Raw genomic sequence first — 24,425 nt, 5'->3', positions numbered from 1 at the left:
AAACGGCAAAATTCCTTCGCCCGTTCATCCTTCATCGACCCGCAGGAAGCTGCGGGCCGAGGTTGGATAAGGGTACACAGTGTTTGGTTCCGGGGCTCGTTTACTGCGCCAGCGCCTGTTGGAATGAGCCATCGATGATCGGCGCGGTTGCCAGTTCCGTCGGCAGTGCCTTGACCTTGAACAGGAAGTCCGCGGTGCTCTGCAAATCCTTGGCGGCCTGCGCATCCACCGGGCCGACGGTCATGTGGGCCTGACGCAACCAATGGCGGGAAACGTTCTGGTCGAGATTGGCCTTCTTCGCCCACAGGTCGGCGTATTCGTCCGTGTTGTTATCCACCCAGGCCCGGGCCTTTTTCAGGCGCCCGAGAAAGTCGGCGATGGCTTCACGCTTGCTGTCGATGGACGGCGTCGATGCGGCGATGGCACTGAGGCCTGGCATCAGGTTTTTTGCGGTGAGAATCGGCCGGGCGCCGGAGAACAGGATCTGCTGGGAAATGTACGGTTCCCACACCGGGAAGGCATCGATGCTGCCCTGGGGCAACGCGGCGGCGGCATCGATCGGCATCAGCTTGATGAAGTCGACGTAGTCTTCCGGCATATCGGCTTTTTCCAAGGCGCGCAGCGTCAGTTGCTGGCTCCAGGCGCCGGGCCAGTAGGCGACTTTCTTGCCCTTGAGATCCGCAATGGTCTTGACCGGCGAATCCTTGGGCACCAGCAAGGCAATGGTGTCCGGGTTCTGCCGCGACACGCCGATCAGCTTGACCGGTGCCTGCTTGGCAGCGAGGAACAGAAAACCCGAATCGCCGAGAAAGCCCAGGTCCAGCGCCCCGGTGTTCAAGGCTTCAGCCAGCGGCGCGGCGGCCTGGAAGTGCTTCCAGTCGACCGTGTACGGCGCGTCTTTCAACACTCCAGAAGCTTCCACCGAGGCGCGAATGTTGTAGTAGTTCTGGTCGCCGATATGCAGGACGACAGGTTCGGCGGCGTAGGCCATGGGCGCGGCAAACAGCGCGCTGGTCAACAGACCGCGCACGAATCGGGACAGGTTCATCGGGGGCTCCTTGAAGGTGATTGCGCTAGACCATAACGCTCTTACAAGGGGCTTTTTAAATTCGATTTACGCATAAGCTCATGACTCGCGACATGCAGTGTTGGCTCAGCAACAGCGACTCAACAGACTGCTTTCCGGGGTACAGCCCACCGCTACTTCCACTTCGCTGCAAGCCTTGAAAACCCGCGAACCCGCGGACATGGCACAGAGCCTGCAATATTCCATTTATGCAGGAAGCATTCGATGAAATTAATTTTTTGGACATAAGAATCTCGCCGCCTTGCCCGGAGCCGCCCATGAAACCCACCTTCCGTTTTCCCATTGTCAGGTCTCTGCTTGGCGCCTGCGCCCTGGCCCTGAGCCTGCAACCCGTGGCCCAGGCGGTTGAAGCGCCGCCGGCCGAAGTGCATCTGGATTACGCCTACTATTCGCCGGTCAGCCTGGTCCTCAAGCATTTCGGCTTTCTGGAAAAGGCCCTGCCCCAGACCAAGGTCAGTTGGGTGTTGAGCCAAGGCAGTAACCGCTCGCTGGAATACCTCAACAGCGGCGGCGTGGATTTCGCTTCTTCCGCCAGCCTCGCAGCGGTACTCAGCCGCGCCAACGGCAGCCCGATCAAATCGGTTTACGTCTATAGCCGCGCCGAATGGACGGCGTTGGTGGTGCGCAAGGACTCACCGTATAAAACCGTAGCCGACCTCAAAGGCAAGAAAATCGCCGCCACCAAAGGCACCGATCCGTACCTGTTCACCCTGCGCAGCCTGCAACAGGCCGGCCTGAGCAAGGACGATGTGGAACTCGTGCACTTGCAGCACCCGGACGGTCGCACCGCGCTGGAAAAAGGTGATGTCGACGCCTGGGCCGGACTCGATCCGCACATGGCCGCCAGCCAGGTCCAGGCCGGTTCGCGTCTGCTGTACCGCAACACCGGTTTCAACAGTTATGGCGTGGTCAGCGTCACCGACAGCTACGCCAAGGAACATCCGCAAACCATCGACACGGTGCTGAAGGCGTACGAACAAGCCCGGGAATGGGCGGTAAAAAATCCTGAAGAACTGGCGAAACTGCTCGCCACCGAATCCGGCCTGCCGCTGGAAGTGGCCAAGCTGCAACTGTCACGTACCGACCTGAGCAGCCCGCAACTGACGGCCAAGGATGTGATCGCCTCGAAAGCCGCCGCACCGATTCTGGTTTCCGAGGAACTGGTACGCCGTGGTGTGAACGTCGATCAGGTGATCGATCAGTTGATCGACACCGGGTTCAAGGAAACCGTTGCTCGTCAGTAACAGCAAAAGATCGCAGCCTGCGGCAGCTCCTACAGGGAAACGCATATCCCAATGCAGGAGCTGCCGCAGGCTGCGATCTTTTGATCTTGTCGTGACTGGAGTCCCTCATGACCAGCAAAAGCAAAAGCCTGCCCACGCACCTGGCATTGCCCGCACCGCGACGCCTGAGCGATACCTGGCGCCAGCGCCTCAAAGGCCTGGCGCTGCCCGTACTGATCCTTCTGGTGCTGGAATTCGTCGTGCGCATCGGCTGGCTGCCGTCCTACCAAATGCCCGCCCCCAGCGAAATCGCCCTGACCCTCAAAGACCTCGCTGAAGGCGCGCTGTGGAAGCACATCAGCGCCAGCCTGTTGCGCGTACTACTGGGCTTCGTCATCGGTGCAAGCCTGGCGCTGTTGTTCGCCGCGTGGGTCGGTTTGAGCCGTGAAGCCGAAGCCTGGCTGGAACCGACGTTCGCCGGCCTGCGCTCGATCCCGAGCCTGGCCTGGGTGCCGCTGTTGCTGCTGTGGCTGGGCATCGACGAGACTTCGAAAATCGTCCTGATTGCCATCGGTGCGTTCTTCCCGGTGTACCTCAACGGCGTCGCGGCGATCCGCAACATCGACCGCAAACTGGTGGAGGTCGGGCAGATGTACGGGTTCAGTCGTCGCCGCTTGGTGCAACGGATTCTGCTGCCTGCCGCCCTGCCCGGCCTGTTCACCGGATTGCGCAGCGGCCTGAGCCTGGCCTGGATGTTTCTGGTGGCCGCCGAACTGATCGCCGCCACCAAAGGCCTGGGCTATCTGCTCAGCGACGGTCGCGAGACTTCACGCCCGGACATCGTGCTGGCCGCCATCATCGTCCTGGCGTTGCTGGGCAAACTCAGCGACGGCCTGCTCGCCAGCCTGGAGAAACGCTTCCTGGCCTGGCGCGACACGTTCAACGGCCAAAGCGCAGAGGATTGAGCCATGACCGAACACTTGCTGGACATCCACGTCGAGCGCAAAACCTTCGCTGCCACCACGGTGCTCAACAACATCCATTTGCAGTTGCAGCCCCGGGAAACCGTCAGTCTGCTCGGCCCCAGCGGTTGCGGCAAAAGCACCTTGTTGCGGATCGTCGCCGGGCTGGAAAAAGACTTCCAGGGCACCCTGCGCAGCCGCGCCGGTGAAGTGGCTTTTGTGTTTCAGGAACCACGGCTGATGCCTTGGCTGACGGTGGAACAGAACATCGGCTTCAGCGCCGACAACCATTACGACAAGGCCTGGGTCACGCAACTGATCGAGGAAGTCGGTCTCGGCGGATTTGCCCAGTCCCTGCCCAAGGCGCTTTCCGGCGGCATGGCGCAGCGGGTGGCCATCGCCCGCGGTCTCTACTCGCGGCCGCAAGTGCTGCTGCTCGACGAACCTTTCAGCGCGGTAGACGCTTTTACCCGCATGAAACTCCAGGACCTGCTGCTGCAACTGGCCGAGCGCCACGCCATCGCCCTGCTGCTGGTGACCCATGATGTCGATGAAGCGCTGTACCTCAGTGATCGCGTGCTGGTGATGGACAACCGGCCCAGCAGCATCCGTCAGGAACTGGCGGTGCAACTGGCACATCCCCGTGATCGGCGCGACCCGCTGCTAGCGCAACTCAAGGCGATGTCGTTGACCGAGTTGCAACGGGCGCACGTGATCTGAGGCAACTAGACTGAAAGCCTTGGCCGGAGGATTCAGTCGATGTGCGGAAGACTGTCGCAATACCGGGGTATCCACGATTTCGTGGCGGTGCTGAGCATTCCCGACGCGCTGATCAATCACGTCGGCGATCAGCCCCTGGCCCGCTACAACGCTGCGCCCACCACGCAACTTGCGCTGTTGCATCTGGAGGACGACGGCTTGCATGCCGATTCGCAGCGCTGGGGTTGGCGACCGCACTGGGCCAAGGATCGCGCAGCACCGATCAATGCGCGGGTCGAAAAAGTTGCCCACGGCCCATTCTTCCGCGCGATCTGGCCGCACCGCGCGATCTGTCCGGTCGATAACTGGTTCGAATGGGTCGATGCAGGAGACGGCACACGGCAACCCTGGCTGATTCGCCGGCGCGATCATGGGCCGGTGTTGTGTGCGGCGATCGGGCAATTCCCGATTGGAAGCGCTCCACCGAGGGACGACGACGGGTTTGTCATCATCACCGCCGACAGCGCAGGCGGCATGGTGGACATTCATGACCGACGACCGGTGGTGTTCTCGGCAGAACTGGCGCGGGAATGGCTGGACCCGGCGACGCCCAGGGAACGCGCCGAGCAAATGTTGCTTTTGCAGGGTGAAGACAGCGATGCATTCCACTGGCACAAGGTCACTAAAGCGGTTGGCAACGCGAGAAACCAAGGCGCGGAGTTAATTGTTGAGGTGACCTGAAAGTGTCAATAACGACAGCGACACAGTCATAAATAACGACCCTCCGTTGAACACCAAGTTATTAGCGTTACAACACCTGTTTCAGTCAATTAACACTTGCATCGCACAGTTAACCGCTGGTCTGACTATAGAGTCGCATTGCATACATTTTTTGTCGCTAACGCTAGTATTCGCGCCGCATTTCCAGTTGCATCACCCAGTTGACCAAAGAGTCAATAACTAAGGAAATTCCATACAACAAGCCTTGCAGAGAACTAAATTGCGCGACGATTTTATAAATAATCAAGTCGTGGGTCTGGCGTGTGTTTATCTTACAAAGACAGAACACTACCAACTCGACTGCTTTATCGGGCAATACATAGAAACCCGTAACTTGCGTTCAATCCCCAATATAAACGCGGTCCTGAATTCAACCCTCGAAAGCTACCCGGGCATGCCTCCGGTGATGGTCAACGAACTGAATGCCTGGATCGACAAGACGTTGGGTTTTCGAGCCTCTCATCCAGATTTCATGCCGCTGGACGACGCTTGAACCTTGGTCGGGGCCTTTCGGCAGAAAAACTGAACGAACCCGCCCACGCACCACTCTGAAGACAAGAGGCTCGCTGAGCCTCTTTCTTTTTCAGTCGTCTTATTTCTGCACCCTGTCTCTTCACGCCGTTTGCATCGCAGATCTCTCTGAATCCCCTAATCGACTACTGAGCCAATGTTCCGGCTCGCTTCAGGAGGAATACATGAGCGAACTCGTGCCCTATGCCGTGCATTACGTATTTGACGGCGTGCGCCAGCATTTTTTTAAACTGGCGGTGAACTTCTCCGATGGCCAAGCCATTCATTCGGCCTCAGTCCATGCGCTTCCCTCAGGCAGCCACCAAATGTCGACACCCGCCAGCCTCGAAGCCGCGCGTGCAGATGCCTGCCAATTGGGAATCACCCAGATTCGCTGGAATGAGGCTGTTTGAATAATGTTGTGGGAGCGAGCCTGCTCGCCCCCACATAGGGAAAGCCTTTGATCAAGGCTTCAACGGGATTTCGATATCGCGATCCGACAGCTCGCGGCTGTCGTCATGTTTCCAGGTCTTCTCCGCTTTTCTCTGCCGCTCAATCTCTTCTTCCGTCGGTTCATCCATGTCTTCATCCGGGTCCGGACGCTTGGGGTCATTTGCCATGTTCACCTCTCTTCCTGAAGGGATCGGTCATCAATTTCAAGCGTAGAACAGATTCGCCTGCCCGGCTTACAGCCACCAACGCAGCAAAAAGAAAAAACCCATGCTCAACAGCATGCTGAGCAAGGTGTTGCGGGTGTAGAGCACCAGGCCGACGGCCACCAGCGAACTGATCAGGTACGGGTTGTCCCATTGCAGATTCAGCTGTTTCTCGGGCATGAACACGATCGGCCCGCAGATCGCGGTCAACATGCCCGGCACGGCGAAGCCGAGGAACTGCCGGGCGTTACTGCTCAAGCGTACCGGCAGCCGCGGTTCGAGAAAAACGTAGCGATTGAGAAACACCAACACGCCCATGCCGAAAATCACTGCCCAGACCATCATGTGCGCGCTCCCTGGAACTTGTTGCAGATAAACCCGGCGGTCATCCCCGCCAATCCCGACAGCACCAGCGCCGAGCCCCATTGCCAATAGCTGAACAGCACCGAGCAGAACAGCGAAACCGCGACGCAGACCACGGTCGGCACATTGCGCACCACCGGAGTGATCAGGGCGATGAAGGTGGCGGCGATGGAGAAATCCAGGCCCAGGTGTTCCAGGCCGGGAATGCTGCTGCCGAGCACGATGCCGGCCAGGGTGAAGAGGTTCCAGGCGATGTAGAACGTCAGGCCGACACCCAACGCGAACCAGCGGTCGAATTGTTGTTTGTCGTGCTGGCTGGTCAGGGCGAACAATTCATCGGTGAGCAAAAAACCCAACCCTACGCGCCAGCGCCCCGGCAACGGCGAAATCACCGAACGCAGACTCATCCCGTAAAGCAAATGCTGGGAGGTGAGCAACAACGTGGTCAGCAGGATCGAAAAGATCCCGGCGCCGCCCTTGAGCATGCCGATGGCCACCAGTTGCGCGGCACCGGCGAACACGATGCTCGACAAACCCTGGCCTTGCAGGGGCGTGAGATTGGCTTCGATGGCCATGGACCCGGCCAGCAAGCCCCAAGGCGCGGTTGCCAGGGACAGCGGCATGATCGCTGCGGCGCCGCGAAGGAACGCACTGCGCGGCAAGTGTGAGTTGGACATATCGCTCTACAACCAGGGGAAAGACCCCAGACTGTGCCAGCAGTCGCGGCCAATGGCTTGAACAATCTTGCTCAATACCGCGACTCCGTGCCATTCATCGGCTGCCCGCTTGCGCCGCCAAAGTAGTAGCAACATGATGGCGCTGCATTTTTTCCTTCAAGGTGCAGGCCCTTCATGAATCCACTCGAAACCGACAGCGACGTCTACAAAACCCTGCTTGAGTCGACCAAGGCGATTCCATGGCGAATCAACTGGAAAACCATGACGTTCAGTTACATCGGGCCGCAGATCGAAAGTCTGTTGGGCTGGAAACAGGACAGTTGGGTTGGCGTTAATGACTGGGTCGAGCGCATGCACCCGGACGATCGCGATTACGTGGTGGAGTTCTGCGTCTCGCAATCCCGGGCCGGGGTCGACCATGAAGCGGACTACCGCGCGCTGACCCACAGCGGTGAATACGTGTGGATCCGCGATGTGGTGCACGTGGTGCGCAAGGACGGCGAGGTCGAGGCGCTGGTGGGGTTCATGTTCGACATCAGCGAACGCAAGAAAACCGAAGAACACCTGATTCGCCTGCAAAAGCAGCTCGAAGAATATTCCTACCAGGACGGTCTGACCGGCATCGCCAACCGGCGCATGTTCGACACCGTGCTGGAGCGGGAATGGGCCACCGCCCAGCGCACGGGATCGCCGCTGTCGGTGCTGGTTCTGGATATCGATTATTTCAAGCAGTACAACGACCATTACGGCCACATCAAGGGCGACGAATGCCTGCGCCACGTAGCCCGCACCTTGTCGCTGGCGGCTAACCGGCCACGGGATTTCATTGCGCGGATCGGCGGCGAAGAGTTCGTCTGGCTGCTGCCGGAAACCGATGCCGAGTCCGCCAGGTTGGTGGCGCACAAATGCCTGCACCTGATTCGCCAGCAACAAATCGCCCATGAGTTTTCCGCCGTTTCATCCGTGCTCAGCGTGAGCCTCGGCGTTGGCACCACCCACGCCTCGCAGCACGCCACGGCGCTGGAATTCGTCGAACAGGTCGATCAATTGCTCTACAAAGCCAAGCACAACGGACGGATGCGCGCGGAGTTCGCCGATTTTCGTGATTGACAAACGGTGCCCGGCCTTTTAAAACTGGGCGCCTCAATCAGGGTGTAAGCAAAGATGTCCGCAACCTTCAATCACAACTCTTCCGTCATTGGCTCTATTGCCAAGGCGCAAGGTTGCGTTGCGCGCACCCTCAAATCGAAGAAACAGTCGCTCATGTGACCGGGGCGCGCTGTCCCGTCAGATGAGCTGACAGGACATTGAGCGCGACGGATCACCCTCCCCTTGCTTACTTCCTTCTACGCTCCTGACGGTGACGAAATCGGTCAACCATCAGGAGAAAGCGCATGTCATCGTTTCAAGGTATCTGGGTTCCGCTCGTCACGCCGTTCCACAACGGCGCCATCGATTTCGTCGGCCTGCAGCGTCTGGTCAACCACTTGCTGGAAAAAGGCGTCGACGGCCTGATTGTCTGTGGCACCACCGGCGAACCCGCCGCGATGGGCAAGCATGAGCAACTGGCGGTGCTCGATGCGGTGCTGGAGCAAGTCCCTGCGCACCGCGTGGTGATGGGCCTGGCCGGCAACAACCTGACTGAATTGCTGCAATTCCAGAGCGAAATCCTCAAGCGTCCGGTGGCAGGTTTGCTGGTGCCGGCGCCGTATTACATCCGCCCCTCCCAGGCCGGACTTGAGGCGTTTTTCAAGACCGTTGCCGACGCTTCAAGCGTGCCGCTGATTCTCTACGATATTCCCTACCGCACCGGCGTGGCCTTCGAACAGGCGACCTTGCTCAACATCGTCGCCCACGAGCGGATCGTCGCGATCAAGGATTGCGGCGGCAATCTGAACAACACCCTGGCGTTGCTGACTTCCGGAAAAGTCGATGTGTTGTGCGGTGAGGACAACCAGATTTTCAGCGCCTTGTGCCTCGGCGCCAAAGGCGCGATTGCCGCGTCGGCGCATGTACATCCCGAGCGCTTTGTCGCGCTGTACCAACAGGTTCGCGACAATCAATTGGCCGCCGCCCGCAGCACATTCTTCGAGCTGCTGCCGCTGATTCAAAGCCTGTTCATCGAACCCAATCCCGCCCCGGTCAAAACCGCACTGGCCCTTGAAGGCTTGATCGACGATGAACTGCGCGCGCCGATGCTACGCAGCAGCGAAGCCATGGTGACGCACTTGAAGGCTGTTCTCGGCGCACTGAACAATCGATAGAGCGTCGGCCATTGGCCCGAGTACCATGGAGCGATTCGCCTGATGCCTGCGGGAGCCGCCATGCTCTACCGAATCGCCGCCGATGGGCTGGTGCTGTTTCACCTGACGTTCATCCTGTTCGTGTTGTTCGGTGGGTTGCTGGTGCTCAAATGGCGCCGCCTGATCTGGTGGCACTTGCCCGCTGCTGCGTGGGGTGTGGCGGTGGAGTTTTTCCACCTGCCCTGCCCTCTGACGCACTGGGAAAACCTGATGCGCCACGCCGCCGGACAAAGCGGTTATGGCGGCGGATTCATCGAATATTATGTGTGGCCAGTGATTTATCCGGCTGGGCTGACTCCGGCGATTCAGTTGTGGCTGGCCGGTTTGGTGTTGCTGGTCAATGGGGTGGTCTATCTTCGAGTGATCAAACAAAAGTCCTGACTTTAACCAAAGGCTGAAACCATGCTGTCGATTGAAGACCTGGCATTGCTGGAGGCCATCCGCGAAACCGGCAGCCTGTCGCGGGCCGCCGTCAAACTGGGCAAGGCACCGTCCACGGTGTCCTATGCCGCGCGGCAACTGGAAGAGCGTTTCGATGCCTTGCTGTTCGACCGTCGTCGCTATCGCTTGCAACTGACCCCGGCCGGTGAGTTGCTGGTCAACGAAGCATCGCGGTTGATGGAGGATGTCTCGCGCCTGACGCAACGGGTGCAGCAAGTGGCCAATGGCTGGGAGAGCCGGTTGTGGATCGTCACCGATGAATTGCTGGAGTTCGAAAACCTGATCCCGGTGATCCGCGAGTTCGATGCGCTGGGTTCCGGCGTACCGCTGCGGGTCACCCAGGAAGTGCTCAAAGGAGTCTGGGAAGCCCTGCGTGAAGGCCGCGCCGATTTGGTCATTGGTGCCACCAACGAACCACCGGCAATTCCGTCGTTGCGCTGGATGCAGTTGGGGGAAATGGAATGGGTGTTCGCCGTTTCGCCAAAGCATGCACTGGCCAAGGCCAAGGAGCCGATTTCCAGGGCGACGGTGACGCAGCACCGGGCGATTGTCGTGGCCGATTCGTCGAGAACCACCGAGGGTCGAACCTACGGTGTTTCTGGCGGGCAACCGGTGCTGGCGGTGGCGACCATGCGCGCAAAAATCCTCGCACAGTGCGCCGGGTTGGGCGTGGGCTGGTTGCCCAGGCATCGGGTCAGTTCGTTGCTGGACAACGGGACACTGGTGGAAAAGCAGATGGCCGACCCGCGCGAGCCAAACATTCTGTATGCCGGCTGGCGCGGCGATCACGACGGTCGCGCCCTGAACTGGTGGCTGGAAAAACTCAAGCAGCCACACCTCGCCAGGCAACTGGTGCAGGGCATCGACCTGTTTGTGTAACAGGCGAAGGTCAGTTGGCAATCACGCTCATGTTCCGCCCGCTGGCCTTGGCCACGTACAACGCCTTGTCGGCGGCACCGATCAGGTCCTCGGTGCGGGTTTGGGACGCCGGATCGTAGCCACACACGCCGACGCTGACCGTAACCACACCTACGGGACTTTCACTGTGCAGCAGGTTCGCCGACTGCACCGCCCGACGGATTTTTTCCGCCACCAGAAACGCCCCCACGTAGTCGGTGCCGGGCAGCACCACGGCAAACTCCTCGCCACCAAAACGCGAGGCCAGGTCGCCGGGGCGCTGGATATGCCCGGTGATGACGGTCGCGATCGCGCGCAAACACTCGTCACCGGCCAGGTGTCCATAGCGATCGTTGAACGCCTTGAAATGATCGACATCGATCATCAGCAGCGAGAGACCGGTCAAGTTGCGCCGCGCGCGCCCCGTTTCGGCTTGAATGAACAGGTCGAACTGGCGGCGGTTGGCCAATCCGGTCAGCGCATCTTCCAGCGCCAGCAACTCCAGGTTGCGATTGAGTCCGAGGAGTTTTTCCTGGTATCCGAGCAACTCGACCTGGATGCGGTTCTGCTGCTGCATCAACTTGATCAGGCGATAGCCGAGCACGCCCAGAAAACCCAGCAACAACGAAACGATGGCCGCACTGAGCAACGATTCCTTGCGCCAGCCGGCCAGCACTTCGTCCTTGTTCAACGCGGCAAACACAATCAGCGGATAGCCCTCGACCCGGCGATAGCCCACCACCCGCTCGACACCGTCGATGGTCGACTTGAGCATCGCCGTACCCGCGCTGTCCTTGGGCAGCAACTGCGTGAACAGCGGGCTCTTGGCCAGACTGGAGCCGATGTCCGCCTCATTGAACGGCCGACGCACGACGATGCTGGCGTTGTCGGCGATCAGGTTGATCACCCCGTTGTTGCCCATGTCGATGCTGTCGTAGAGCTGCAGGAAATGACTGAGATAGATCGTCGCCAGCGCCACGCCGGCAAAACTGCCATCGGGATGGTTGATCCGCCGTGACACGGTCATGATCCATTCGCCGCTGGAGCGGCTCTTGATCGAAGGCCCGATGTGCGGCCCGCGATCAGAGTGATCGCGGTGGAAAATAAAATATTCGCGATCGGAATTATTGGCGACGCCGACTTCGGCGCCATTGGAATTGGCGATCCACTGCCCGGTTTCGTCATAAACGAACAAGCCATGAACCTGGCTCAGTTCACTGCGCTGGGCACTGAGCAAGCGCTGCAAACGGTTGAGCCGGGTCTGGTCGACGCCCTCGTTTTCCAGGCGATCGACCAGGGCAAACAGCAGCGTATCAGCCTGCTTGATCGACGCTTGCGCCTGCGAGGCAAGGGTCTGCGCAAGGTTGGACATCGCCACTTCCTTGTCATGCAGGTGGTACTGGCGCGAACTCCAGGCTTCCCAGATGACGATCACCGCCATCGACAGGCACACGGCAATCAGCAGCGTCACTGCCGAGCGGACCTTGAGCCGGGCGACACCGGGCCGGTCTTTTTCGATACGGTCGTAAATGGACGGATGCCCCATGACACTCGCTCCCTGATTGTTGTGAAAAACGAGGCTTCCTGCTCGTTTTTTACTCACTATGCCTGCCGCATGACGGCCACGCCATCGGGATTAGCCTGATGTGCGCTTCACCGCCTCCAGCCACGCCGGATCCAGTCGCGTCTGCTCGGGATCAAGCCCCAATGCTTGCATCTTCGCCTCGTGCTCCTGCATTTCCCGGCGTAATTGCCCATGGTCGCTGGAGTTACCATCCAGTTGGTGCATCTGGTTCAACCCCAGATGATAGAAGCGCAGCAGCTTCATCGCGGTCGGATCGCCCGCGTCCACGGCAGCCGTAACGTGGTGCATGACATTGGTCACGCTCATCAGGCTACGCTTGAGTTGCCAACTATAGACCGCTGGCGCCATCCATTCCTGGGTCCAGAACACCTTGCGCATCAGCGCCGCCATCAGCAGCACCGCGGCAAACACGCCGCCGATGTTGAACCGCAGGTTGTCCCCGCCGGGTTCGCCGAACAACGCCACCGCCGCCGTGGACAGCGCCATCGCCAACGCCACGAAAGTCAGGGCAATGATCAGCGTGCTGCGCCGCGTCTGTTGCCGGTAGGTCTCGGCGTTCATCGGCTGGATTTCGAACATTACGTCGGGTTTCCTTGAGTCAGAGGCAAAAAGACAACGGGCCATTATCGCCTCCGCGAGGGATTTAGCTATGCTGGGGCTCCTTTTCATCTTTTCATCGTCAATCGGGGACATGGCGAGACCGCGCAGTTCGTGCCATCTTCTTTCATGGATACACACTATTCGGATGTCATTCGTTGTTCCTGCGCGAATGTCATCGTTTTAAGGATCATTGAATGACCCAACGACAAGTAATCAACGCTTCGGTCAGCCCGAAAGGCAGCCTGGAAACGCTCTCCCAACGGGAAGTCCAGCAACTGAGCGAAGCCGGATCCGGCAGCACCTACGACATCTTCCGCCAATGCGCCCTGGCCATCCTCAACACCGGCGCCCACGTCGATAACGCCAAGACCATCCTCGAAGCCTACAAGGACTTCGAAATCCGCATTCACCAACAAGACCGCGGCGTACGCCTGGAACTGCTGAACGCCCCGGCCGACGCCTTCGTCGACGGCGAAATGATCGCCAGCACCCGTGAAATGCTGTTCAGCGCCCTGCGCGACATCGTCTACACCGAAAACGAACTCGACAGCCAACGCATCGACCTCAGCACCTCCCAAGGCATCAGCGACTACGTCTTCCACCTGCTGCGAAACGCCCGCACCCTGCGCCCCGGCGTCGAGCCGAAGATCGTGGTGTGCTGGGGTGGCCACTCGATCAACACCGAAGAATACAAATACACCAAGAAAGTCGGCCACGAACTGGGCCTGCGCAGCCTGGACGTGTGCACCGGTTGCGGCCCCGGCGTGATGAAAGGCCCGATGAAAGGCGCGACCATCGCCCACGCCAAGCAGCGCATCCACGGCGGTCGTTACCTCGGCCTGACCGAGCCCGGGATCATTGCCGCCGAGGCACCGAACCCGATCGTCAACGAACTGGTGATCTTGCCGGACATCGAGAAACGCCTGGAAGCCTTCGTCCGCGTTGGCCACGGCATCATCATCTTCCCGGGCGGTGCCGGTACGGCCGAAGAGTTCCTGTACCTGCTCGGCATCCTGATGCACCCGGACAACGAAGGCCTGCCCTTCCCGGTCATCCTCACCGGGCCGAAACATGCCGCGCCGTACCTGGAGCAACTGGACGCCTTTGTCGGTGCCACGCTGGGTGAAGCCGCCAAGCAGCATTACCAGATCATCATCGACGATCCGGCCGAAGTTGCCCGGCAGATGACCGCGGGTCTCAAAGCGGTGAAGCAGTTCCGCCGCGAACGCAACGACGCGTTCCACTTCAACTGGCTGCTGAAAATCGACGAAGGCTTCCAGCGCCCGTTCGACCCGACCCACGAAAACATGGCCAACCTGAAACTGAGCCGCGACCTGCCGGCCCACGAACTGGCGGCCAACCTGCGTCGGGCGTTCTCCGGCATCGTCGCCGGTAACGTCAAGGACAAGGGCATTCGCCTGATCGAACAACACGGTCCGTACCAGATCCGTGGCGATGCGGCGGTCATGCAGCCGCTGGATCAGTTGCTCAAGGCGTTCGTTGCCCAGCACCGGATGAAACTGCCTGGTGGTGCGGCGTATGTGCCGTGTTATCGGGTGGTTGCGTAACCCAAGGAAAACAAGCCGAAGCGATTGCTTCGGCTTGTGACCTTACCTTCAGCGCTTGACCGCCACGCACGTAAAACACATCGGCAACTGCGCGGCCTGCTGCTGATAGCGGTCATAGAGTTCCTCGCGGTTGGAATGCGGATACTCCTTGAAGTGGCTGATCTGTAGCCCTACCGCAATGGCAGCGCTGAAAATGTCGCCCAGGGTGTGGGCGAACCAATAGGACGGCGCAGCCTGTTGTTCGACTTTTCCTTCGTAGACGATCGGTTCGTTTTGCACGAACGGCTCACGGCGAAAATACGAACTGGCCAAGCCATAAGGGTCCGCTGCCTCGGGGTCGAACATTTCCAGGAACGGATGGGTTTCGTACACCACCAGCGCACCGCCCGGTTTCAAGGCTTTCGCCACATGGCGGAAGAATTCGCCGATGTCCGGCATCCAGCCCAATACGCCGATGGTGATCAGCGCCACATCAAAACGCTCATGCAGCTCACCGGGCAAGTGATGAATGTCGGCCTCGATGAACGTTGGTGCATGAGGTGAACGCGATGCCAGTTCCCGCGCCTGTTCGAGAAACGCCACAGACTGGTCGACACCCACCACCAGCCGGGCGCCCAAGGCAAACAGGGAAAGGCTTTCACGGCCATTGTTACAGCCCAGTTGCACCACGTCCTTGCCGTCGACACCGACCTCGGTCAGCACACCGGTCAGGGTGTCATCCAGGCAAGAAAAATCCGCATGAGCCACCGCATTCCAGTGCACTTGCCATTCAGGAGAGTCTTTGTGGTGGCGGGCAGAGTCGTTCCAGGCCTCGCGGTTGCTGGCGATGGCGTTTTCTTTTGTTGGCAATTCCATTGCACGCTCCAGTATCGGGTCTTTGATTGAGGCCCGAGTCTAGATCATGGTTTGAAACAGCCCCATCAGGCTTTTGTTGCGATCTTGTAAACCGCACCCCGCCGACGCTTGCCCACGGGAACGCTATAGTTAATGGCCTTGGGGATATGCGCGAAATCCGATGCCGCAGGTGCTGCCATGAAGAAGACCGAACAAACGCTGTTGCTTGCCCTTTGCCTGACCACCGCCACTTGGGCACAGGCGGACGACAGCCTGATGCAAACCGACCAATCGACCACTGAATTCCACTATTACGGGGCCGACCAACCCTTCGCCCACCCCGCGCCGCCCTCACTGAGCACAGTGCCACCGGGGGCCTACATTTCGACGTCACCCCAGACGTTCATCCCGGTGTCCAGCGAGCACGTGTTTTCCGACTCGCGGTTGCCGACGGTAGCCGATGCCACCGTTCGTGTGTTCATTCGCACCTACGATGAGGAGCGCGGCGTCTACGTGAACCAGGAGGTCATCGACCCGACCTGCATGCTGGCGTGCTTGAGCGGGCAGAGCCCGGCCTTGTAGGCAACGCTACCACTGCCGTTTGTCCGGACGCGCCAGGCCCAGTTTTTCGATCCGGTAACGCAGCATGTCGCGGCTCAGGCCCAGCAGCCGTGCGGACTTGGTGACGTTCCAGTCGGTCTTGTCGAGCATCTTGCGTACCATGTCACGCTCGACTTCCGGCAGGTTCATCGACTCGGTGCCGTTGTAGATCGGACGCGGTTCGCTGGGTGGCATTTCGTGTTGAAACATCGCCGGCTCATCCACCAGGCTCAGGCACACATTCAACTGATGGGCCGCAATGGTGTCGCTCTGGGCCAGCAGCACGGTCTGTTCGAGCATGTTGCGCAATTCCCGCACATTGCCCGGCCAGGTGTAATTGAGCAGAAGATCTTCGGCCTGATCGCTGAAGCGCAGGTGCGGTTTGCCATAGCGTTTGCCGTGGGTGCCCAGGAAATGCCGGGCCAGCAACAGAATGTCTTCACCCCGGGCATACAGGCGCGGCACCTTGATCGAAATGATGCGCAGGCGGAAAAACAGGTCGCGGCGGAACTTGCCCTGCTGGACCATCTGTTCGAGGTTGCAGTTGGTGGCGCTGATCACCCGCAGATCGACTTTGCGCTCCTTCACCGAACCGACCCGGCGGATGGTCCGGTCTTCCAGCAACTTCAGCAGCTTGGCCTGCAGAATCAGATCCATTTCCCCTACTTCATCGAGGAACAGTGTGCCGCCGTCGGCCGCCTCCACCAACCCCACGCGACGATCCTTGGCGTCGGTGAAGGCGCCCTTCTCGTGGCCGAACAGCTCCGACTCCACCAGGTTGGAAGGAATCGAGGCGCAGTTGAACTCAATGAACGGCCCTTTGCTGCGCGGGCCATCGAAATGCAGGGCGCGGGCCACCAGTTCCTTACCGGTGCCGGTCTCGCCTTCCACCAGCACCGGCGGCAGGTCGGAGTTGGCCATTCGGCGTTCGGCGTCGAGCAATTGGGCGATGGTGCCCTTGAGGTAGACCATCGGCGCGGAATCACCGATCAGTGCCTGAACCCCGGATTTCTGCGCTTCGCGTTCCTGATAGAACGACAGCGTGCGTTCCATGCGTTCGGTGGCCAACGCCTTGTCCAGCAGCAACTTGAGCTCCGGCAAAGCCACGGGTTTGGTCACGTAGTGGAACGCGCCTTCCTTCATCGCCACGACGGCGTCTTCGACGTTGCCGTAGCCGGTCATCATGATCACTTTCAGATCCGGCGCGTTGATGCGCAGCTTCTGGATCAGATCGTGACCACTCATGCCCGGCAACGAGTTATCGGTCAGCACCACGTCAGGCAAGAACGTCTTCAATTGATCCAGTGCGTCTTCAGCCGAGTGGCAGACAGTCACCTCGAAGTCCTTGCGCTCCAGGTAAGTCTGAATATTCTCGGCGAGGAGTTCATCATCCTCGACCAGCAGTATGCTGTGCTCCATATTCCCCTCCCGTTGCTACTTTAAAGTTCAGACTTACGCGGGTTCCTTCCTGCTCCTGGCTGGTCAGTTCGACCGAACCTTCGAAACGCTCCATTATTCTTTTGACCAGGGCCAGGCCTACGCCCAACCCTCCTTGTTTGGTGGTGAAAAACGGCTTGAAGACCATTTGCTGTTGCTGCTTGGTCATGCCTTTGCCGGTGTCGTTGAGGATCATGCATACCTGCCCCGGCGCCGGTGTTTCAATCTCGATACTCAACACTCCGCCCTTGGGCATGGCTTCCAGGGCATTGGCAAACAGGCTATTGAGAATCTGCGTGAGCAGCACCTGTTGGCTGACGACCGGTGGAACGCTTTTCGGCGTGAAGCGCACCTCGACGTTCGAGCGTTTGATCAGCGGTTCAAAGGCGCCGAGGGTATCGTCGATGGCCAGCACCAGATCGACCTCTTCGTAGTCGTCATTGACCGGGCGCAACGACACCAGCAACTCGCGGACCCAGCGTGACATGCGGTCGACCTGACTGATGATGTCGCCGATGTTTTTCTGCGCGCTCTGGCTGGCGATTTCCTGGGCCAGTTCGGCGCTGGAGCGGATGTTCGCCAGCGGATTGCGCAGGCTGTGGGCAACCGCCGAGGACATTTCCCCTAGCGCGACAAAGGTTTCGTTGGCGACCAGTTGTTTTTGCTGGCTCTGCAACAGCATGGCCGCGCGCCGCACGATCCAGAACAGTCCGAGGTAAATCGCCGCGCCACCGAGCAGGGTCGCCAGCCAGATCGACTTGAACCCGCGCTGGATGCGTTCCACCAGATCCGCCGGCTCCTTGTAGATTTCGACCATGGCAATCACTTTGCTTTTGTCGGCGTTGAACATCGGGATGTAGTTCTCGATGAACAGGTATTGCGGTTCACGCAGCAAACGTTGCTCGGGACGCTCCTCATCGATTTCGTGGTAACTGGTGGACACCGGTTCCTTCATTTCGAAGGACTCGTCCAGCTCTTCGTCGTCTTCAATCTTCACGCCGATCAGTTCCGGGTTGGTCGACCACACCACCGTGCGATCCAGCGCATAGACCGTGGCCAGCAGAATGTCCGGCAGATGCTCCACATGGTCGAGAAACTCGATGCGCGAAGATGCACGGGCCGCTGGATCGACATCGGGGTAAGCGTTTTCATCCCGCGGGTCGAGCATCTCGCCCATGGTCCGGGTCGGCGTGATCTGGGCATGACGAATTTCGGCCTCGCCAATGGCCTGAACAAACTGCGCGGTCAGCATTGAATCGCGCTCGATACTCTCTTCCACCACAAAACGCGTGGAAATGTAGCCCAGCCCCAGCGCCACCGCGGCAATGATGAAAAAGCTCGCCAACGAGAACCAGCGCACCAGATTGAACGGCGGCCGCCAATCCTTGCCTTCTGCTGCCGGTGCACTCGGCGCAGGTTTTTTTTGTTCGTCCAGTGTCTGCATGGGACTGTCCTGGTTGCTGGTATTCAAGCCTTTTCAGCCGTGTTTCGAATCAGTGTAGGTGGCATTGATCGCAATGCCTGAGCAATGGAGGTATTTCGCCACTATTGCACCCGGGTCTGGTCGGGAGCTGCAATGGCATGGTGGTGTTCGGGCTCCTCGTTACCGGCGGTCAACGGTGTTACCGGCGGATGTTGGCGATCGGTTTCCTCTTGCAAAAACTCAATGATCGACTGCGCCGAATGCTCGTCCATGCGCAGGTTGGGCATGGGGATCTTGTCAAAGCGTTCGAACAGCTCCATGGCGATCGGGTCTTTCTCGGCAAGCATGCGGTCCGGTTCACGAATCCAGCGGTTGAGCCACGCCGGATCGCGTTGGCGTGTCACGCCGATCAGGTCCGGGCCAATGCTGCGCAGGCCGATGCCCTGCCCGTCCAGTGGGCCAAGGCTGTGGCACGACGCACAACGGGTGCGGAACAGTTCTTCGCCATTACTCGGCGGACGAATTTCAGGAGCATTGGCGTAACTTTCCGCGATGCTCGGTTGTTTCCAGTTATGCAAAGTGTTTGCCAATTGATCGGCCAGAATCCACGGGTTCTCGAAAGGCGAGGCTTTCATCCAGCGTCCGGTTTCCTGGTTACCGACGATCAGGCTCAGGTTGTGGTCTTTGCTGCGACCGTTGTCGACGCCTTCGATGAACAAACCGAGCTTCTGCCGCAGTTCGGTGACGTCGGCAAATTCCCCGGTGAGGAACTGCCAGCCCGGCCCGACCTGGAAGCGTTGCGCATAGGCCTTGAGCACCGCTGGGGTATCGCTCAACGGATCGATGCTGATGGAGTAGAAAAAGATGTCCTTGCCGACCCGGTCGCCGAGCAACTTTTGCACCTGGCGCAGGCGTGCGGTTTCCAGCGGACAAGAGTCGCTGCACGAGGTGAAGATGAAGTTGATCACCACCACCTTGCCCTTGATCAGGTCATCGAAAAAACGCACCTGCCGACCGTTCTGGTCAGTCAGCAGCGTGTTGGGGAAATAGTCGCCACCCCACGGGGTGGCGGATTGCGAGGTGGATGCCGTAGCCGCCGTGGCGGCCGGTGCGGGGGTGGGTTCGGGTGTCGGCGGCGCCGGGTTGGCGACCAGTAGCTGGCTGGCCAGCAAACAGGTCGCCAGCACCAGTACCAGATGCATGCCCAAGGCACGTGTGCGTGGTGTATGCGGCTTCATGTCGACACCCTCCCGGTTCATTTCTTGACTGTCACTTGTGGACCCATGCCGTCGCCGGCACGGAAGGTTGGCAGTGCGGCAGAGTTCACGTAGCGCACGCCATCCCAGCTCGGCAGCGGTGTCGGCATCAACTGGAATTGCCCGGGCTTCTCAATGTCCCAACGCAGCAGCATCGAGTTGTCCTCATGCTGGGTGTTGTGACAGTGCTCCATGTAAGTCCCGGCGAACTCGCGGAAGTTGATCGCCATCTCGACGCTGTCCAGGCCATCGTTTTCCGAACCGATGCGGTACACGTCCTTGCGTGCCCATTTTTCCCATTCCGGTGGTGCCTTGCCACCACGGCTGAGGATGATTCCTTCCTCGAAGTGCACATGCACCGGGTGGCTCCAGCCTTTGCCGCCGGCCTTGATGTTCCACACCTCCAGGGTGCCGAACCCGGCGATCCCGGCATCGGTGGGACCGCTGGCCAATTGGGTCGAAGCGTTCAGGCGGCGCGGGTCCATGTGGAAGCCGAAGCCGCCATCGGTCTTGACCGTCCACGGAGCTTCATCGGTGCCGTCGGAACGGCCGAAGGTGAAGGTGCGGTGACGGGCATTGGCCAGCAGCGCCTTGTCGGCGGCGTTGTCGCGGTGGATCTTCAGCGGGATCATCACCAGGCCTTCAGCCTTGCCCGGTTTGGCCGGTTCATACGCCGCCGGGTCCATGGCCAGGTCCTGACCGGTGTAGGCCTTGACGTTGAGTTGCAACACCTTGCCAATCGCAGGGTCGCCCTTGTCCCATTGCGGTCCTTTGCTCGATTGCTTGATCACCGCCAGGTACTTCTCGGACAGCACGTCAGCGAGGGAAATCGGCTCTTTCGGGCCTTTGCCGTCGTCGTGGGCGAGCAGGTTGACGAAGAACACCTTGTCCCCTGGCTTGATGCCGTTTTTCGCGAAGTTGACGATGATGTCGAAGCGCTCGGCAATGCCCTGGGTCGGCAGGATCGCGTTGTGATTTTGCTTATCGCCATCGGCATCGAGGTCCATGGTGCCGTCAAACGGCACGCTGTGTTCCATGATGTTGCCGTCGTTGGCGATCATGTGGAACGGCACCCTGGCGTAGGACACGCCAGAACCTTTCGGCCCCTGGAACTCGCCACTGCTGCCCTTGATTTCCCGCACCAGCGCCAGTTTGAAGTAGCGCGACACCGAACCGTTGAGCATGCGGAAGCGATAGCTGCGGGCGCGTACGTCGAGGGTTGGTTTCCACTGCCAGTTGACCAGCACCTGGTCACCGAGGAAGCCATCGGTGTTGAACGGGTTGAACCACAATTGACCGTTCTGATCCCAGGCCTTGTCGGCGAACACCAGGTTCACGTCATAGTCGCGGTTACCCCACGGCAAGGCGCTGCCGCTGGGGAAACGCAGGTTGACCCCGTCGTTCACCGACTCGTTGCCACGGTCGAGGGCGCTGTAGTAGTTCATCATCGCCGCGTTGCCCTTGTAGACGTTCTGCGCGGTGAAATCGAGCATGTGGTCGTGGAACCAGTGGGTGCTCATGGTTTCGCGCCAGTCGCCACGGATCTTGATGGTGCCGTGGTCACAGGTCTTGAGGCCCGGGCTCATGTCATTGGTCCACAGGGTTTCGCCCGGCGAGCAAGGGAACGCCGCGCGTGGGTCCTGCGCTTTGGTGTTGATGCTGTCGTAACCGGCCAACTGGATCGGCCAGCGATAGTCGTAGTACTGGCCGGGGAAGAAAAACGCGTTGGCATAACCATCGCTTTCGGCCGGCGCGTGACCGTTGTGCTCGTGGGTACTGATGGTATGCAGACCGAAGCCCATGTTCGCCGCCGGGTCGATGGGCAAGCCGTTGTAATGGCGCATCAGCACCGGTTGGCCGTAGCGCACCATCAGCAGTTTTGGCGGCAAGGTGCCGTCGAAGGTCCACACCGAATTGTGGTTCTGCACCGGCATGTTGGGGTGGAAACGCGCGTCGACTCCCTTGGAGGTGCCGTCCGTTGCCGGTACGCCGGCGACGTTGTGGTACAGGCCGCCGGGGCCGAACTCACCCATGGCATAGCCGTGCATTTGCCGGGCGTCACGCAAGCCGCCGTTGATCCGTGCACCGGTCTGCACGGTTTTGTAGGCGTTTTGCGGATAGAACTCGTTCCAGCGCTGGTGCGACCAGCCCTTTCCTGGCGGACGCCCTTCAGCGGAAGAACCGATGTGGCGGTTGAGGAAGTACTCGATCTGCGCCTGCCACGGATTGCGGTCCACCGAGTTGGAGAACTGACTGGGGAACGGGGTCAATCCGGGCTGCTTCAGGAACGTATCGAGTGCCGGGCCTGGCGGTGCGCTGCGGGCTGCGCTGGCAGGGTCTTGCGCCGGTAACGGGCCGATGGCCGCCGGTGGAAACGGCAAGGGTGCCGCCGGTGTGGTGGGGTCAAGTTTTTCCGGCCCGAATTCTTCGAACAGCAGCAGTTGCTGAGTGAATGGCAGCGCACCATACAACGGACTGGGCTTGCCATTGGTGGGGTAGTTGAAACTGGTCTGCTGACTGGGCGGCAGTTTGTTTTCTACCCGTGTTGTATCGCGTGAACCTTTGACGCCGTCCGGCAGATCGAAGGAGTCTTCGTTGGCCTCGGGCATGGTCAGGATAGCGTTCAGGGCGCCGGCCTTGTCCGCCGGTTCGTCGTAGTAAGCCGAAGGATCGGAAGGTTCTGGCTGTCGTTCATCATCGATCGGGCTGGCGCGCAACGTCCCTGTACTTAGCGTCATCGTCAAAGCGACGCTCAGAGGCGTCAACAGACCAAACCATTTGAAGGGATATCGCGCTTTTATGTCCATCACCAGCCGCCTCGTATGCGTGAAGGGGGTGATGGGGGTTTTGCAAGGAGCTCGCCAAATTTGTAACTGCTTTTTACAAAAGTATTAATAACCAACAAAACAATGGCTTATCAACATCAATGTGCCATGCCTTGGGAAAACGACTGGGGAATGACACCCGCTAACGGGGAAAGTTCGCCCCCATTGTCAGGGAACCAACTTGAACGACAGACGGACACTGGTGCCCTCGCCTTCGCGGCTATCGAGGGTCACCGAGCCGCCGAAGCGTTCCATGATCCGCTTGACCAGCACCAACCCGACGCCGAGCCCACCCTGCTTGGTGGTGAAGAACGGACGGAACGCCATGGCGCGCTGTTCTTCGGTCATGCCTTTGCCGGTGTCGCTGACCACCACGCACACGCCACGGGCATCGGTCGGCTCCAGGGTAATGGCCAGCGTGCCGCCTTCGTCCATCGCTTCCAGCGCATTGGCCAGCAAGCTGTTGAGGATCTGCGTGAGCTGCACCTGCTGGCTCAACACCATCGGTGTCTCTTTGGGCTCGAACACTACGTTGACCCGACCCTTGGCAATCTGCTGCTCGAACGCCATGAGGCTGTCGTGCAACGACGCTACCAGGTTGACCGGTTCGGCATCGTCATTGAGCGGTCGCAAGGATTGCAACAACTCGCGTACCCACTTCGACATGCGATCGACCTGACCGATGATGTCGTTGATGTTCTTGTGCGCCGGACCACTGTCGAATTCCAGTGCCAGCTCGGCGCTGGAGCGAATGGTCGCCAATGGATTGCGCAGGCTATGAGCCACCGCCGATGACATCTCGCCCAAGGCGACAAAGGTTTCGTTGGTGATCAGTTGCTTTTGCTGGGTCGCCAGCAGAATCGCCGCCCGGCGCACGATCCAGTACAACCCCAGGTAAATCAGCCCGCCACCCAACGCCGTGGCCAGCCAGATCAACACCAGCCCGCGCTCCATGCGACTGATCAGGTCCTTGGGCTCCTTGTAGATCTCGACCATTGCCGTGACGTTGTTGCCGTCGGCATCGAACAGCGGAATGTAGTTTTCGATGAAGATGTATTCCGGTGGCGTGATGAACTTCTGTTCCATGCGCGCATGGTCGACATCGTGATAACTGGCCGACACGGGCTGCTTCGAAGCGAAGGCCTGGTCCAGATCGTCATCGACATGAATCGTGGTGCCCATCAGGGCCGGATTGGTCGACCAGATGATCATGCGGTCGGGGGCATAGATGTTGGCGAGGATCACGTCCGGCAAGTGTTCGATGTGATCGAGGAATTCGCCCCGGGCGTTGGCGCGGGCCAGCGGGTCAACCTCGGGAAAGTCGCGGTCCTTGCGCGGGTCGAGCAGCTCGCCCATGGTCCGCACGTTGGGAATCGACACGTGGCGCACCTCGGCGGAGGCGATCGCCTGGATGAATTGCGACGTCAACAGCGCATCGCGTTGCACGCTTTCGGTAATCACGAATTTGGTTGACACCGAACCCAACGCCACCGCCACGGTGCCGATCACCGCCATGCTGATCAGCGAAAACCAGCGCAGCAGGTTGAACGGCTGTTTGCGCGTGCTCAAGCGAATGTCAGCCTTGTCGGTGGCCAGTGTCTTTGCAAGCGTGGTCATGGATGTTGTTCCCGGAAATCCCTTACAAGGTTTATAGCCCACTGCTGGCAGTTTGCCTGACGGCGGGCTTCTTTCCCCCACC

Annotated in this window: 24 protein-coding genes; 12 read left to right on the top strand and 12 right to left on the bottom strand. The window is 59.7% G+C overall.

Annotated elements, in window-relative coordinates:
* Positions 1–100: 100 nt before the first annotated feature.
* Positions 101–1,048 (bottom strand): ABC transporter substrate-binding protein, encoded by a 948-nt coding sequence (locus V6Z53_RS13620; RefSeq protein ID WP_338586035.1) that lies wholly within the window; start codon positions 1,046–1,048, stop codon positions 101–103.
* Positions 1,049–1,344: 296 nt separating this feature from the next.
* Here V6Z53_RS13620 and V6Z53_RS13615 point away from each other — a divergent pair, with 296 nt between their 5' ends.
* From V6Z53_RS13615 to V6Z53_RS13590, 6 genes are all read left to right on the top strand, one after another.
* Positions 1,345–2,331, top strand: coding sequence for an aliphatic sulfonate ABC transporter substrate-binding protein (locus V6Z53_RS13615; protein WP_338586034.1), 987 nt, complete (start codon positions 1,345–1,347; stop codon positions 2,329–2,331).
* Between the two features lie 107 nt (positions 2,332–2,438).
* Positions 2,439–3,275, top strand: coding sequence for an ABC transporter permease (locus tag V6Z53_RS13610; protein ID WP_338586033.1), 837 nt, complete (start codon positions 2,439–2,441; stop codon positions 3,273–3,275).
* Between the two features lie 3 nt (positions 3,276–3,278).
* Entirely contained in the window at positions 3,279–3,992 is a 714-nt protein-coding gene (locus V6Z53_RS13605) for an ABC transporter ATP-binding protein (RefSeq protein ID WP_338586032.1), read from the top strand.
* 39 nt (positions 3,993–4,031) lie between these two features.
* Positions 4,032–4,712 (top strand): SOS response-associated peptidase family protein, encoded by a 681-nt coding sequence (locus tag V6Z53_RS13600; protein WP_338586031.1) that lies wholly within the window; start codon positions 4,032–4,034, stop codon positions 4,710–4,712.
* A gap of 259 nt (positions 4,713–4,971) precedes the next feature.
* On the top strand, positions 4,972–5,244 hold the full coding sequence (locus tag V6Z53_RS13595; protein WP_338586030.1) for a hypothetical protein: 273 nt from the start codon (positions 4,972–4,974) through the stop codon (positions 5,242–5,244).
* A 202-nt stretch (positions 5,245–5,446) separates the two neighbouring features.
* Positions 5,447–5,674, top strand: coding sequence for a hypothetical protein (locus V6Z53_RS13590; protein ID WP_338586029.1), 228 nt, complete (start codon positions 5,447–5,449; stop codon positions 5,672–5,674).
* 51 nt (positions 5,675–5,725) lie between these two features.
* Here the strand turns inward: V6Z53_RS13590 and V6Z53_RS13585 are convergent, their stop codons facing one another.
* The 3 genes from V6Z53_RS13585 to V6Z53_RS13575 form a co-directional block, all read right to left on the bottom strand.
* Positions 5,726–5,881: a hypothetical protein gene (locus tag V6Z53_RS13585; protein ID WP_338586028.1), complete on the bottom strand. Its 156-nt coding sequence runs from the start codon at positions 5,879–5,881 to the stop codon at positions 5,726–5,728.
* A 66-nt stretch (positions 5,882–5,947) separates the two neighbouring features.
* Positions 5,948–6,259 carry an AzlD domain-containing protein gene (locus V6Z53_RS13580; RefSeq protein ID WP_322618258.1) on the bottom strand — a complete coding sequence of 104 codons (312 nt, stop codon included), beginning with the start codon at positions 6,257–6,259 and terminating at the stop codon, positions 5,948–5,950.
* The gene (locus tag V6Z53_RS13575; protein WP_338586027.1) at positions 6,259–6,957 is read right to left on the bottom strand and encodes an AzlC family ABC transporter permease; all 699 of its coding nucleotides are present in this window, start codon (positions 6,955–6,957) and stop codon (positions 6,259–6,261) included. The genes V6Z53_RS13580 and V6Z53_RS13575 overlap by 1 nt, the downstream gene beginning before the upstream one ends.
* 174 nt (positions 6,958–7,131) lie before the next feature.
* Between V6Z53_RS13575 and V6Z53_RS13570 the strand changes: the two genes are divergently transcribed.
* The 4 genes from V6Z53_RS13570 to V6Z53_RS13555 all read left to right on the top strand — a co-directional run bounded on the left by V6Z53_RS13570 (position 7,132) and on the right by V6Z53_RS13555 (position 10,580).
* Complete coding sequence (locus V6Z53_RS13570) at positions 7,132–8,067, top strand: sensor domain-containing diguanylate cyclase (protein WP_338586026.1); 936 nt, start codon at positions 7,132–7,134, stop codon at positions 8,065–8,067.
* Between the two features lie 284 nt (positions 8,068–8,351).
* Positions 8,352–9,221, top strand: a complete 870-nt coding sequence (gene dapA / locus V6Z53_RS13565) for a 4-hydroxy-tetrahydrodipicolinate synthase (RefSeq protein ID WP_338586025.1) — start codon at positions 8,352–8,354, stop codon at positions 9,219–9,221.
* Positions 9,222–9,281: 60 nt separating this feature from the next.
* On the top strand, positions 9,282–9,641 hold the full coding sequence (locus V6Z53_RS13560; protein ID WP_338586024.1) for a DUF2784 domain-containing protein: 360 nt from the start codon (positions 9,282–9,284) through the stop codon (positions 9,639–9,641).
* 21 nt (positions 9,642–9,662) lie between these two features.
* Positions 9,663–10,580 carry a LysR family transcriptional regulator gene (locus V6Z53_RS13555; RefSeq protein WP_338586023.1) on the top strand — a complete coding sequence of 306 codons (918 nt, stop codon included), beginning with the start codon at positions 9,663–9,665 and terminating at the stop codon, positions 10,578–10,580.
* A gap of 10 nt (positions 10,581–10,590) precedes the next feature.
* On the opposite strand, the gene V6Z53_RS13550 is transcribed toward V6Z53_RS13555, so the two are convergent.
* Both V6Z53_RS13550 and V6Z53_RS13545 read right to left on the bottom strand, forming a co-directional pair.
* On the bottom strand, positions 10,591–12,144 hold the full coding sequence (locus V6Z53_RS13550; RefSeq protein WP_338586022.1) for a sensor domain-containing diguanylate cyclase: 1,554 nt from the start codon (positions 12,142–12,144) through the stop codon (positions 10,591–10,593).
* Between the two features lie 90 nt (positions 12,145–12,234).
* Positions 12,235–12,762 (bottom strand): DUF3087 domain-containing protein, encoded by a 528-nt coding sequence (locus V6Z53_RS13545; protein WP_338586021.1) that lies wholly within the window; start codon positions 12,760–12,762, stop codon positions 12,235–12,237.
* A gap of 215 nt (positions 12,763–12,977) precedes the next feature.
* Between V6Z53_RS13545 and ppnN the strand changes: the two genes are divergently transcribed.
* Positions 12,978–14,351, top strand: a complete 1,374-nt coding sequence (gene ppnN / locus V6Z53_RS13540; protein WP_338586019.1) for a nucleotide 5'-monophosphate nucleosidase PpnN — start codon at positions 12,978–12,980, stop codon at positions 14,349–14,351.
* 48 nt (positions 14,352–14,399) lie between these two features.
* Here the strand turns inward: ppnN and V6Z53_RS13535 are convergent, their stop codons facing one another.
* Entirely contained in the window at positions 14,400–15,206 is an 807-nt protein-coding gene (locus V6Z53_RS13535) for a class I SAM-dependent methyltransferase (RefSeq protein ID WP_338586018.1), read from the bottom strand.
* 177 nt (positions 15,207–15,383) lie between these two features.
* Between V6Z53_RS13535 and V6Z53_RS13530 the strand changes: the two genes are divergently transcribed.
* Positions 15,384–15,767: a hypothetical protein gene (locus V6Z53_RS13530; protein ID WP_338586017.1), complete on the top strand. Its 384-nt coding sequence runs from the start codon at positions 15,384–15,386 to the stop codon at positions 15,765–15,767.
* A gap of 6 nt (positions 15,768–15,773) precedes the next feature.
* Here the strand turns inward: V6Z53_RS13530 and V6Z53_RS13525 are convergent, their stop codons facing one another.
* From V6Z53_RS13525 to V6Z53_RS13505, 5 genes are all read right to left on the bottom strand, one after another.
* A complete protein-coding gene (locus V6Z53_RS13525; RefSeq protein ID WP_338586016.1) occupies positions 15,774–17,204 on the bottom strand; it encodes a sigma-54 dependent transcriptional regulator in 1,431 nt (476 codons plus the stop codon).
* Positions 17,173–18,666 (bottom strand): ATP-binding protein, encoded by a 1,494-nt coding sequence (locus tag V6Z53_RS13520; RefSeq protein ID WP_338586015.1) that lies wholly within the window; start codon positions 18,664–18,666, stop codon positions 17,173–17,175. Before V6Z53_RS13520 ends, V6Z53_RS13525 begins: the two co-directional genes overlap by 32 nt.
* Before the next feature lie 101 nt (positions 18,667–18,767).
* Positions 18,768–19,883 carry an SCO family protein gene (locus V6Z53_RS13515; protein WP_338586014.1) on the bottom strand — a complete coding sequence of 372 codons (1,116 nt, stop codon included), beginning with the start codon at positions 19,881–19,883 and terminating at the stop codon, positions 18,768–18,770.
* A 17-nt stretch (positions 19,884–19,900) separates the two neighbouring features.
* Entirely contained in the window at positions 19,901–22,708 is a 2,808-nt protein-coding gene (locus tag V6Z53_RS13510) for a multicopper oxidase domain-containing protein (protein ID WP_338586013.1), read from the bottom strand.
* A 186-nt stretch (positions 22,709–22,894) separates the two neighbouring features.
* The gene (locus tag V6Z53_RS13505; protein WP_338586012.1) at positions 22,895–24,343 is read right to left on the bottom strand and encodes a HAMP domain-containing sensor histidine kinase; all 1,449 of its coding nucleotides are present in this window, start codon (positions 24,341–24,343) and stop codon (positions 22,895–22,897) included.
* Between the last annotated feature and the right edge of the window lie 82 nt (positions 24,344–24,425).

Source organism: Pseudomonas sp. MAG733B, assembly GCF_036884845.1.
GTDB lineage: Bacteria > Pseudomonadota > Gammaproteobacteria > Pseudomonadales > Pseudomonadaceae > Aquipseudomonas.
This window is presented reverse-complemented; position numbering and strand designations above follow the sequence as displayed.